This is a genomic window from Salipiger abyssi (assembly GCF_001975705.1).
Taxonomy (GTDB): Bacteria; Pseudomonadota; Alphaproteobacteria; order Rhodobacterales; family Rhodobacteraceae; genus Salipiger; species Salipiger abyssi.
The window spans coordinates 3,679,732-3,691,303 of sequence record NZ_CP015093.1; the positions used below are offsets into that span (position 1 = coordinate 3,679,732).

Sequence of the window (11,572 nt, forward strand, 5' to 3'; positions counted from 1 at the left end):
GAGAACGGCGGGCGGGATCGGGCAACCGGTTCCGCCCGTTGCCGTTTCTCCGGCTTGGGGGCGCGCGCAGGCTCTGCTAAGGCAGGGCGATGTCGCAGGATCGGATCGTTCTTATCGCCACGCTGATCGTGGCCGTGACCGGGGTGCTCTGGGGGGTCTACTGGCTGCCGGTGCGCGCCATGGTGGCGCGTGGCCTGCCCGGCGCCTGGGGCACGGTGCTGGCCACCTCGGTGGCCTGTCTGGCGCTGTCGCCGTTCGTGCTGTGGCGCTGGCGCGATGTGCTCCGGGCAGGGCCGGTGGCGCTCGGGTCGATTGCGCTCGGAGGCGCGGCCTTCACGCTCTATTCCATTGGGCTGGTCTATGGCCGGGTGGCGATCATCATCCTGCTCTATTTCCTCACGCCGGTCTGGAGCACGCTGATCGGTCGCTATGTCATGGGCTGGCACACGCCGGCGCTGCGCGTCGTGGCGATCGGTCTGGGGATTCTCGGCCTCGTGGTGATGCTGAGCGCCGGCGGCGAGGCGCCGCTGCCGCGCGGCGCGGGCGAATGGATGGCGCTGATCGCGGGGGTGATGTGGGCGCTCGGCACCACCGGCATCCGCGCCAGATCGACGCTGGGGCCGGGACCGGCAACCTGCGTCTTCGCCGCCGGGGCGACGGTGACCGGGCTGGTGCTGGCGCCGTTCTTCGATCCCTGGCCGGCGGGGCTGTCGCTCTGGGGTGATGCCGGGCTCATCGGGCTGGGGCTGGTGACCGGCATTGTCTGGTGGGGGCTGTCGCTGGCGATGCTGATGTGGGCGACGCTGCGGCTCGATCCGGCGCGGGTCGGCATCCTGATGCAGACCGAGGTTCTGGTCGGCGCGCTCTCGGCGGCGCTGCTGGCGGGAGAACACCTGCACCCGCTGGAGATCGCCGGCGGCGCGCTGGTGGTCGCGGCGGGTCTGCTCGAGGTCTGGCCGGTGCGGCGGCGGGCGCGGGCGCTGTAGAGCCGGCCGGCACCGGGGGATACGACTGGACAGGGCGGGCACGATGCCGCTATAGAGCCGCCATGACCACGCAAGCGACCCTCATCCGGATTTGCTGCATTACCTGCTGACATCTGTCGGGTCCTCCCGACAAACGGCGGGCCGGTCTTCTATTCCCATCCAGAACCGAAGTTGCTACTCCCGCCGCGACCCTGTGCCAAGGAGCGCGCTATGGACATCTGGCTGACCAATTCCCGCACCCGCAAGAAGGAGCGCTTCGAGCCCATCGATGCGGAGAACGTGCGGATCTATGTCTGCGGCCCCACAGTCTATGACCGGGCGCATCTGGGCAATGCCCGGCCCGCCATCGTCTTCGACGTGCTGTTCCGGCTGATGCGGCAGGTCTACGGGCCCGATCACGTCACCTATGTGCGCAACTTCACCGATGTGGACGACAAGATCAACGCGCGGGCCGAGGCCTCGGGGCGCAGCATCGGCGAGATCACCGCCGAGACCACGCAATGGTATCTCGACGATATGGCCGCCGTGGGGGTGATGCAGCCCACCCATATGCCGCGCGCCACCGAATATATCTCTCAGATGATCGCGATGATCTCGGATCTGATCGAGCGCGGCCATGCCTATGAGGCCGAGGGCCATGTGCTCTTTGCGGTGGAGAGCTACACGCAATACGGCGCGCTGTCGGGCCGTTCGGTCGACGATATGATCGCCGGCGCAAGGGTCGAGGTGGCGCCCTACAAGCGCAACCCGATGGATTTCGTGCTGTGGAAACCGTCTTCGCCGGAGCTGCCGGGCTGGGACAGCCCCTGGGGCCGCGGGCGTCCGGGCTGGCATATCGAGTGCTCGGCGATGAGCTACGAGCTGCTGGGGGCGAGTTTCGACATTCATGGCGGCGGCAACGATCTGATGTTCCCGCATCACGAGAACGAGATCGCCCAGAGCTGCTGCGCCCATCCCGAGGGCGGCTTTGCCAGGGTCTGGCTGCACAATGAGATGTTGCAGGTCGAGGGCAAGAAGATGTCCAAATCCCTGGGCAATTTCTTCACCGTGCACGATCTGCTGGAACAGGGCGTGCCGGGTGAGGTGATCCGTTTCGTGATGCTCTCGACCCATTATCGCCGGCCGATGGACTGGACGGCGGAAAAGGCGGCGCAGGCAGAGGCGGTGCTGCGCAAATGGCGCGGGCTGGTGGACGGTGTCGAGGCTGGGCCGGTGCCCGAGGCGGTGCTGGCGGCGCTGGCCGACGATCTCAACACCGCCGGCGCGATTGCCGAGCTGCACCGGCTGGCGGGTGCCGGTGAGGCCCCGGCCCTGAAGGCCGGGGCGGGTCTTCTGGGGCTGCTGACGCCGGAGCTGGGCGCCTGGGCCGAGGCCTCGGTGGATCTCTCGGAGCTGGCGGCGCGGCTGGCGGAGCTGCGTGCGCAGGCGATGCAGAGCAAGGATTTCTCCGAGGTGGATCGGATGAAGACGGCGCTGATCGAAGCGGGCGTCGAGGTGCGTATGTCGAAAGCCGGGGTGGAGCTGCTGCCCGGTGCCGGGTTTGACGCGGCGAAGCTGGAGGGCCTGTCGTGAGGCCGGGCAACTCTTTTCGAAAAGAGTTGCAAATTCCTCTCAAGGAATTTGCTGCGATGTTGGTGCTGGTGACGCCAGCTACCGCTGCTGCGCCTGGTGGCCTGGCCAGCGGGGAGTATTTGCGGAAAGATGAAAGGAGGGGGCGTCATGGCTAAGGAGCGCCTCTATCTCTACGACACCACCCTGCGCGACGGGCAGCAGACCCAGGGCGTGCAGTTCTCCACCGGGGAGAAGCTGCGGATCGCCGAGGCGCTTGATGCGCTCGGGGTCGATTACATCGAGGGCGGCTGGCCCGGCGCCAACCCCACCGACAGCGCGTTTTTCGACACGGTGGAGGCGACGCGCGCCACCATGACCGCCTTTGGCATGACCAAGCGGGCCGGGCGCTCGGCAGAAAATGACGACGTGCTGGCCGCCGTGCTGAATGCCGGGACTCCGGCGGTCTGTCTGGTGGGCAAGACCCATGATTACCACGTCACCGCGGCGCTGGGGATCACGCTTGAAGAGAATATCGAGAATATCCGCGCCTCGCTTGCTCATATCGTGGCGCAGGGCCGCGAGGCGCTGTTCGATGCGGAGCATTTTTTCGACGGCTGGAAGGCCAACGCGTCTTATGCGCTGGACTGCCTGAAAGCCGCCCTTGAGGCCGGTGCGCGCTGGATCGTGCTTTGCGACACCAATGGTGGCACGTTGCCGCATGAGATCCATGACATCGTGAAAGAGGTGATCGCCGGCGGCATCCCCGGTGCGCGGCTGGGCATCCACACCCATAACGACACCGAGAACGCGGTTGCGGGGTCGCTCGCGGCGGTGGATGCCGGCGTGCGGCAGGTGCAGGGTACGCTGAACGGGCTGGGCGAGCGCTGCGGCAATGCCAATCTCACCTCGCTGATCCCCACGCTGCTGCTCAAGGAGCCCTATGCCAGCGCCTATGAGACCGGCATCGCGCATGCGGCGCTGGAGGGGCTGACCCAGACCTCGCGCATGCTCGACGAGGTGCTGAACCGCGTGCCGATGCGGCAGGCGCCCTATGTCGGCTCCTCCGCCTTTGCCCACAAGGCGGGGCTGCATGCCAGCGCCATCCTCAAGGATCCGACGACCTACGAGCATATCGACCCGGGCGCGGTGGGCAATCGCCGCGTCATCCCGATGTCGAACCAGGCCGGCCAGTCGAACCTGCGCCGCCGGCTCGCCGAGGCGGGGCTCGAGGTCGAAAAGGGCGATCCGGCGCTGGCCCGCATCCTCGAAACCATCAAGGCGCGCGAGGCCGAGGGCTATACCTACGACACCGCGCAGGCGAGTTTCGAGATCCTCGCGCGCGAGGCGCTGGGGCGGCTGCCGGACTTCTTCGAGGTCAAGCGCTACCGGGTCACCATCGAGCGGCGCAAGAACAAGTACGACAAGATGGTCTCGCTCTCCGAGGCCGTGGTCGTGGTGAAGGTCGACGGGGTGAAGAAGCTCTCGGTCTCCGACAGTCTCGACACCGACGGGCACGACCGGGGGCCGGTCAACGCGCTCTCCAAGGCGCTGGCCAAGGATCTCGGCCCCTATCAGGCGGTGATCGACGACATGCGGCTGGTGGATTTCAAGGTGCGCATCACCCAGGGCGGCACCGAGGCGGTCACCCGCGTGATCATCGACAGCCAGGACGGCGCGGGCCGGCGCTGGCAGACCGTGGGGGTGAGCGCGAACATAGTGGATGCGTCTTTCGAGGCGCTGCTCGACGCGGTGCGCTGGAAGCTGATCCGCGATTGCGGAGAGACCGCGTGATGGATCTGCCGGCGGAGTTCCTGACGCTGTACAGCCGGCTCGACCGGCAGGGGCCGGGCCTCTCCGGCGATGCGATCTGGGCGCTGGAGCGGCTCGGGCTCTCGGGTCCGCTCGCGGTCTGCGATGCGGGCTGCGGCACCGGCGCCGATTGCGAGACGCTGGCCCGCGCGCTGCCCCGGGCGCGGATCGAGGGGGTGGAGGCGGTGCCGGCCTTTGTCGCGGCGGCGCAGCCCCGGCTGGCGGATCTGCCCAACGCCACCGTGCGTCTGGGCGATATGGGCGCGCTGGAGGGGCCTTACGATCTGATCTGGTCTGCCGGCGCGATCTATTTCCTCGGTGTGACCGAGGGGCTGCGCGCCTGGCGCGAGGCGCTGGCGCCGGGCGGGGCTGTGGCGTTTTCGCAAGGCGTTCTGCTCAGCGAGGACGAGCCGCAGGCGGTGCGCGATTTCTGGGCGCCGGAGCCGGAAATCATCACCTGCGAGGGCGTTCTGGACCAGGTCTCCGACGCGGGCTTCGAGGTGATCGACAGCAAGCTGCTCATCGGCGCGCCCTGGGCCGCCTATTACGACAGCCTTTCTGTGCAGATCGCGGCGCTGCGCCCGGGCGCAAGCGCGGCGATGGCAGAGGTGCTGGACGGCGCGGAACGGGAAATCGCGCTCTGGCGGCAGGCACCCGAGCGCATCGCCTATCTTCTGGTGCTGGCGCGGCCCCGCTGACCCTTTCCTTTGCAGCGCAAGCGGCTTAGGTGCAGCGCATGGAATTCGATGACGATCTGACCGCCTGCGCCAGCCTAGTGGAGCGCGGCGACCCCGACCGCTTCGCCGCCGCCATGGCGGCGCCGGTGCCGGCGCGCGCGGTGCTGTTCCCGCTCTATGCCTTCAATCTCGAGGTCGCCCGCGCGCCCTGGGTCACGCAGGAAAGCACCATCGCCGAGATGCGGCTGCAATGGTGGCGCGACGCGCTGGAGGAGATCCGGGGCGGCGGCAAGGTGCGGCGGCACGAGGTGGTGACGCCGCTTTCCCGGGTGCTCGATGCGGAAAGCGCGGCGCTGCTCGACCGGCTGGTCGGCGCCCGGCGCTGGGACATCTACCGCGATCCGTTCGAGGATGCGGCGCATTTCACCCGCTATCTCGAAGAGACCTCCGGCCATCTGTTGCTTGCCGCCGGTCGCGCGCTTGGCGGCATGCCGGAGGCGGTGGCGCGGGATGCGGGCTATGCGGCGGGGCTGGCGCAGTTCCTGCGCGCGGTGCCGGAGCTCGAAGCCAACGGGCGCGTGCCGCTGGTCGATGGCCGCCCGGAGGCGGTGGCGGCGCTGGCGCAGGAAGGGCTGGCACGGCTGGCGCGGGCGCGCAAAGGGCTGAGGGACGTGGCGCGCCCGGCGCGGGCGGCGCTGCTGGCGGGCTGGCAGGCCGGGCCGCTGCTGCGGCAGGCGGCGCAGGCGCCGGGCAGGGTGGCCGAAGGCACGCTTCAGCTCTCGGAATTCCGCCGCCGCGCCCGGCTTCTGCGGCTGGCGGCGACCGGCGGGATCTAAGACACCGTCCCACGAAAAAGGCCGCCCCGGGAGGCGGCCTTTTGTCTGTGCCGTGAGCGGCGCTCAGCGGTTCTCGATATCCACGTATTCGCGGATGGTGTTGCCGAGATAGAGCTGGCGCGGACGGCCGATCTTGTGCTGCGGATCGGCGAGCTGCTCTTTCCACTGCGACACCCAGCCGACGGTGCGCGACAGCGCAAAGATCGGCGTGAACATCGAGGTCGGGAAGCCCATCGCCTCGAGAATGATGCCCGAATAGAAATCGACATTCGGGAACAGTTTCTTCTCGGCGAAATAGGGATCGGCCAGCGCCTGCTGTTCGAGCTCCTTCGCGGTGGCGAGGATCGGGTTGTTCTCGATCCCCATCAGGTCGAGCACCTCGTCGGCGGATTGCTTCATCACCGTCGCGCGCGGATCGAAGTTCTTGTAGACGCGGTGGCCGAAGCCCATCAGGCGGAACGGGTCGTTCTTGTCCTTGGCGCGGGCGATGTATTCCGGGATCTTGTCCGGCGAGCCGATCTCTTTCAGCATCTCCAGGCAGGCCTGGTTGGCGCCACCATGGGCGGGACCCCAGAGGCAGGCGATGCCGGCGGCGATACAGGCGAAGGGGTTGGCGCCCGAGGACGAGGCCAGACGCACCGTCGAGGTCGAGGCGTTCTGCTCGTGATCGGCGTGCAGGGTAAAGATCCGGTCCATGGCGCGGCTCAGGATCGGGTCGACGTCGTAACGCTCCGCCGGCACCGAGAAGCACATGTGCAGGAAGTTCGCCGCGTAATCGAGATCGTTGCGCGGATACACGAAGGGTTGGCCGATGGAGTACTTATAGGCCATCGCCGCGATGGTCGGCATCTTGGCGATCAGACGGTGGCTGGCGATCTCGCGCTGGCGCGGGTCGCTGATATCGGTGCTGTCGTGATAGAAGGCCGACATGGCGCCGACCACACCCACCATGGTTGCCATCGGATGCGCATCGCGGCGGAAGCCGCGGAAGAAGTTGTGCATCTGCTCATGGATCATGGTGTGGCGGGTGATGGTGTTCTCGAATTTCTCGAGTTCCGCCGCCGAGGGAAGCTCGCCGTAAAGCAGCAGGTAGCAGACTTCCAGGTAGTGCGACTTTTCCGCCAGCTGGTCGATCGGATAGCCCCGGTGCAGCAGCTCGCCCTTGTCACCGTCGATGAAGGTGATGGTGCTGTCGCAGCTTGCGGTCGAGGTGAAGCCGGGATCGTAGGTGAAGACGCCCGCCTGGGCATAGAGCTTGCGGATGTCGACCACGTCCGGGCCGGCGGTCGGCGAGTAAACCGGCAGCTCGACGCTCTTGTCGTCGATTGTCAGCGTTGCGGATTTCGTCGGAGTGTCAGCCATGCTTCTGCGTTCCTTTCGAAAAGGCCTGGGCGCAGGGTGCGCCGCGGCGGTCTATTTCTTTCTCACATGGCCTAACGAGCCGTTTCAGGAAACGCTCTTTCAGGCCTTTACCCCGTCTCAGAGGTCGCTGCGTGCTCAATCCGGCGAAGCGATTCATCCTTCCCGAGCACAAGCATCATGTCGAAAACGCTCGGAGTCACCGCGCGCCCCGCAAGCGCAGCGCGCAGGGGGCCGGCAAGCTTGCCGAATTTGGTCCCCTGATCCTCTGCGAATGCGGCCGTGGCAGCTTCGAGCTCTTCCCGCGACCAGCTAGCATTTTGCAGATGCGGCGTCAACGCAACCAGTATACCACGGGATACAGGATCCAGCGCCTTCCGCGCCTTCTCATCCGGCTCAACCGGCGTATCCGTCAGGATAAAATGCGCTTTTTCAAGCAGTTCCGGGAAAGTCTTGGCGCGCTCTTTCAGACAGTACATGCCGCGCGCCATACCGTCGCGCTGACCTTCGGTCAGAGGCGTTTCACCGGTCACCGAGAGATAGGCGTCGATTTCTTGCAGCAGCGCAGCATCGTCCGAGGCGGCGATATGCTGGCCGCAGAGATTCTCCAGCTTCTTGAAATCGAACCGCGCCGGAGACTTGCCGATTCCCCCCAGATCGAACCATTCGGTCGCCTGTGCGTCGGTAAAGAATTCGTCATCGCCATGGCTCCAGCCGAGCCGGGCGAGGTAATTGCGCATGCCCGCTGCCGGGTAGCCCATCTTCTGATATTCGTCGACACCGAGCGCGCCGTGGCGTTTCGACAGCTTCTTGCCGTCCGGCCCGTGGATCAGCGGGATATGCGCCCAGACCGGCACGTCCCAGCCCATGGCGCTGTAGATGCCCATCTGCCGTGCCGCGTTGTTCAGGTGATCGTCCCCCCGGATCACATGGGTCACGCCCATGTCGTGGTCGTCGACGACGACCGCCAGCATATAGACCGGGGTGCCATCGGAACGTAACAGGATCATGTCGTCGAGCTGATCGTTGCGGATCACCACGCGGCCCTGCACCTGATCCTCGATCACCGTCTCGCCCTCCTGCGGCGTCTTCAGCCGGATCACATAGGGCGCATCGGGGTGGGTCGCGGGATCGGCATCGCGCCAGGGGCTCTGGAACAGGGTCGAGCGGCCCTCTTCCTTCGCTTTTTCGCGAAATGCCGAAATCTCCTCCTGGGTGGAGAAACACTTATAGGCCGCACCCTTGGCCAGCAGCTCCTGGGCCACCTCGGCATGGCGGGCGGCGCCTTCGAACTGGCTGACCACATCGCCGTCATGGTCGAGCCCGAGCCAGTCGAGCCCTTGCAGAATCGCCGCGGTCGCCTCGGGGGTCGAGCGCGCGCGGTCGGTGTCTTCGATGCGCAGCAGGAATTTCCCGCCGCGGCCACGGGCGTAGAGCCAGTTGAACAGCGCCGTGCGCGCGCCGCCAATATGCAGAAAGCCGGTGGGCGACGGCGCGAAACGGGTGACGACGGACATGCGGATTAACCTCTCGGTAACCATGGAGGGGGTAGCGTTTGCGGCGTTCCTTAACCAGCGGACGGGGCAGGGGCAAGTATGCGGCAGATCGCAGCATGGCTCGCGGCAGGGCTTATCCGGCAGCGCGGGCATCTGTTTTCCTGGGCGCCGGTGGCGCTTGGTGGCGGGATCGGCCTGTACTTTGCGCTGCCCGCAGAGCCGCCGGTCTGGGGTCTGGTGCTGGCGGGCGGGGTCGGGGCGGCCCTGCTGGCGCTGTCGCGGCGGCTGGGGGTGGGGCACGCGCCCCTGGCCGTCGCCGCAGGGCTGATCGCGCTGGGGCTGGCGCTGGCCGGCGCCCGCGCCCATCTGCTGGCCGGGCCGCAGCTCGGCTTTCGCTATTACGGCCCGATCGAGGGGCGCATCACCGCCATCGACCGCTCCGCCTCGGACGCGCTGCGCCTCACGCTCGACCGAGTGGTGCTGGAGCGCATGGCGCCCGGCGACACGCCGACGCGCGTGCGCGTCTCGCTTCATGGCACACAGGGCTTTCACAGGCCGTTTCCGGGCGAGACGGTGATCCTGACCGGCCATCTCTCGCCGCCCGGCGGCGCAGTGGAGCCCGGCGGCTTCGATTTCCGCCGCCACGCCTGGTTTCTGCGCCTGGGCGCGGTCGGCTACACCCGCACGCCGCTGCTGCTGCTGGACCCCGCGCAGGGCGGTCAGCATGTGCTGCGCGCCCGCATGTGGCTCTCGGCGCGGGTGCAGGCGAAACTGCCGGGCGAGGCCGGTGCCTTTGCCGCCGCGATCATGACCGGCGACCGCTCCGGCATCGGGCAGGAGGCGCTGGACGCGCTGCGCCACAGCAACCTGGCGCATCTTCTGGCGATCTCCGGCCTGCATATGGGGCTGCTCGCGGGCTTCGTCTTTTCCGCCACGCGGCTGGGCCTGCTGCTGCACCCGGTGAGCCGGCATTTCTGGCCGGGAAAAAAGCTCGCCGCCGGCGTCGCACTTGTCGCCGCTGCCGGCTATCTGGCGCTCTCGGGCGGAAATGTCGCGACAGAGCGCGCCTTTGTCATGGTGGCGGTGATGCTGATGGCGGTGATCTTCGACCGCCGGGCGCTGTCTCTGCGCGCCGTAGCGCTGGCGGCGCTGATCGTGCTGCTGCTGCGCCCCGAGGCGCTGCTCGGCCCGGGCTTCCAGATGTCCTTTGCCGCCACCGTCGCGCTGGTGAGCGTCTTCGGCCTGCTGCGCCGGCTCACAATCGAGCGCCGGGCGCCGGGCTGGGCACGGCCCGTCATGGCGCTGGTGGTGTCCTCGGTCACCGCCTCACTCGCCACCGCGCCCGTCGCCATGGCGCATTTCAACCTGCTGTCGCATTACGGGCTGGCGGCAAACCTTGCGGCGGTGCCGCTGATGGGTCTGCTGGTCGTCCCGATGGCGGTGGTAGCGGCGCTGCTCATGCCGCTTGGGCTCGACGGGCTGGCGCTGGCGGTGATGCGCCCCGGGCTCGACTGGATCCTCGCGGTGGCGCGCACCGTCTCGGGATGGGAGGAATCGCTCGGCCATATCGTCGCGCCGGGGCCCTTGGTGTTGCCGCTGCTGGCGCTCGGCGGGCTCACGCTCTGCCTCTGGCAGGGGCGCGGCCGCTCGGCCGGACTGGCCCCCATGGTGCTGGCGGCGGCGCTCTGGAGCCTCGCCGTGCGGCCCGACATCCTGATCGCCGATACCGGCACGCTGGTGGGCGCGATGACGGAGCGTGGCCGGGCACTCTCGCGTGAAAGCGGGTCGGGCTTTCTCGCCGGGGTCTGGCTGGAGAATGACGGGCAGGCGGGCGGGCAGGAACAGGCCGCGGCGCTCTGGCCCGGCGGGCGCGAGAACCGCACGGCGCGGATCTCGCTGGCGGGGTTGCGCCTGACCCATCTTCAGGGCAAACGCGCGGCGGGCGGCTTTGCCGGCTGCGACGGGCCGGAGCTGGTGGTCTCCAGCGTCGATCTGCCGGCGATGCCCGGCTGCGATGTCTACGACCCGAAACGCCTGCGCGGCACCGGCGCCGTGGCGATCTGGCTGGAGCCCGAGGGCCGCGCGTGGTCACCGCCGCAGGGCGGCGGCTCTGGCACGGCACTCAGTAGGTGCGGATCAGCCCGACGAGCTTGCCCTGAACCTTGACGGCCCCCACGGGCAGCACACGCGATTCATAGGCCGGGTTGGCGGCCTCAAGCACGATCATCTCGCCCTTGCGGCGAAAGCGCTTCAGCGTCGCCTCATAGCCCTCGACCTGCGCCACCACGATATCGCCGGCCTCGGCAGAGGCGGCTTCGCGGATGATCACCACATCGCCATCGTTGATCCCGGCCTCGATCATGGAATCGCCTTTGACTTCAAGCGCATAGTGGCGGGCATTGCTGGAGAGCATGGCGCCGGGCACGGCGATGTTGGGCGGGTTGTCGGCGATGGACTGGATCGGTTCGCCGGCAGCGATGCGGCCCAGCAGCGGCAGTTCCAGCGCCTCGATGGTCGAGACCGGCTGCGCATTGCCGGGGCGGCTGTCGGGCCGGTCCCCGTCGATCACCTGAGGCGCGAATCCCGAGCGCTTGCCGCCGAGGCTTTCCGGCAGCTTCACGATTTCGATGGCGCGCGCCCTGTGTGCCAGACGGCGGATGAAGCCGCGCTCCTCCAGCGCGGTGATAAGCCGGTGAATGCCGGATTTGGAGCGCAGATCCAGCGCCTCCTTCATCTCGTCAAAGCTCGGCGGCACGCCGTCGCGCTGCATCCGCTTGTTGATGAAATCGAGTAGATCAAGCTGTTTCCTGGTCAGCATGCGCGCCGCTCCCCGCCGGTTTACCTCCCTTTTGTTCTAC

Annotated in this window: 9 protein-coding genes; 6 read left to right on the top strand and 3 right to left on the bottom strand. The window is 67.7% G+C overall.

Annotated elements, in window-relative coordinates:
- The first annotated feature begins 89 nt into the window (after positions 1–89).
- From Ga0080574_RS21490 to Ga0080574_RS21510, 5 genes are all read left to right on the top strand, one after another.
- Positions 90–986, top strand: coding sequence for a DMT family transporter (locus tag Ga0080574_RS21490; RefSeq protein WP_076704340.1), 897 nt, complete (start codon positions 90–92; stop codon positions 984–986).
- A 210-nt stretch (positions 987–1,196) separates the two neighbouring features.
- Positions 1,197–2,558, top strand: a complete 1,362-nt coding sequence (gene cysS / locus Ga0080574_RS21495; protein ID WP_076704343.1) for a cysteine--tRNA ligase — start codon at positions 1,197–1,199, stop codon at positions 2,556–2,558.
- A gap of 147 nt (positions 2,559–2,705) precedes the next feature.
- On the top strand, positions 2,706–4,328 hold the full coding sequence (cimA, locus tag Ga0080574_RS21500) for a citramalate synthase (protein WP_076704346.1): 1,623 nt from the start codon (positions 2,706–2,708) through the stop codon (positions 4,326–4,328).
- Entirely contained in the window at positions 4,328–5,044 is a 717-nt protein-coding gene (locus tag Ga0080574_RS21505; protein WP_076704349.1) for a class I SAM-dependent methyltransferase, read from the top strand. The genes cimA and Ga0080574_RS21505 overlap by 1 nt, the downstream gene beginning before the upstream one ends.
- A gap of 38 nt (positions 5,045–5,082) precedes the next feature.
- Positions 5,083–5,859, top strand: a complete 777-nt coding sequence (locus tag Ga0080574_RS21510; protein WP_076704352.1) for a squalene/phytoene synthase family protein — start codon at positions 5,083–5,085, stop codon at positions 5,857–5,859.
- Between the two features lie 63 nt (positions 5,860–5,922).
- On the opposite strand, the gene gltA is transcribed toward Ga0080574_RS21510, so the two are convergent.
- Both gltA and gltX read right to left on the bottom strand, forming a co-directional pair.
- Positions 5,923–7,221, bottom strand: a complete 1,299-nt coding sequence (gene gltA, locus Ga0080574_RS21515) for a citrate synthase (protein ID WP_076704355.1) — start codon at positions 7,219–7,221, stop codon at positions 5,923–5,925.
- A 107-nt stretch (positions 7,222–7,328) separates the two neighbouring features.
- Entirely contained in the window at positions 7,329–8,735 is a 1,407-nt protein-coding gene (gene gltX, locus Ga0080574_RS21520; protein ID WP_076704358.1) for a glutamate--tRNA ligase, read from the bottom strand.
- Positions 8,736–8,813: 78 nt separating this feature from the next.
- Between gltX and Ga0080574_RS21525 the strand changes: the two genes are divergently transcribed.
- Entirely contained in the window at positions 8,814–10,880 is a 2,067-nt protein-coding gene (locus tag Ga0080574_RS21525; RefSeq protein WP_156876425.1) for a ComEC/Rec2 family competence protein, read from the top strand.
- Here Ga0080574_RS21525 and lexA read toward each other — a convergent pair.
- The gene (gene lexA, locus Ga0080574_RS21530; RefSeq protein ID WP_076704361.1) at positions 10,837–11,532 is read right to left on the bottom strand and encodes a transcriptional repressor LexA; all 696 of its coding nucleotides are present in this window, start codon (positions 11,530–11,532) and stop codon (positions 10,837–10,839) included. The two genes, Ga0080574_RS21525 and lexA, sit on opposite strands and share 44 nt — an antisense overlap.
- Between the last annotated feature and the right edge of the window lie 40 nt (positions 11,533–11,572).

Bases quoted from the DNA above. Each gene is read 5' to 3' on its own strand.
- lexA (WP_076704361.1), bottom strand. From the start codon at position 11,532: ATGCTGACCAGGAAACAGCTTGATCTACTCGATTTCATCAACAAGCGG.
- Ga0080574_RS21510 (WP_076704352.1), top strand. From the start codon at position 5,083: ATGGAATTCGATGACGATCTGACCGCCTGCGCCAGCCTAGTGGAGCGC.
- Ga0080574_RS21505 (WP_076704349.1), top strand. From the start codon at position 4,328: ATGGATCTGCCGGCGGAGTTCCTGACGCTGTACAGCCGGCTCGACCGG.
- Ga0080574_RS21490 (WP_076704340.1), top strand. From the start codon at position 90: ATGTCGCAGGATCGGATCGTTCTTATCGCCACGCTGATCGTGGCCGTG.
- cysS (WP_076704343.1), top strand. From the start codon at position 1,197: ATGGACATCTGGCTGACCAATTCCCGCACCCGCAAGAAGGAGCGCTTC.
- gltA (WP_076704355.1), bottom strand. From the start codon at position 7,221: ATGGCTGACACTCCGACGAAATCCGCAACGCTGACAATCGACGACAAG.
- Ga0080574_RS21525 (WP_156876425.1), top strand. From the start codon at position 8,814: ATGCGGCAGATCGCAGCATGGCTCGCGGCAGGGCTTATCCGGCAGCGC.
- gltX (WP_076704358.1), bottom strand. From the start codon at position 8,735: ATGTCCGTCGTCACCCGTTTCGCGCCGTCGCCCACCGGCTTTCTGCAT.
- cimA (WP_076704346.1), top strand. From the start codon at position 2,706: ATGGCTAAGGAGCGCCTCTATCTCTACGACACCACCCTGCGCGACGGG.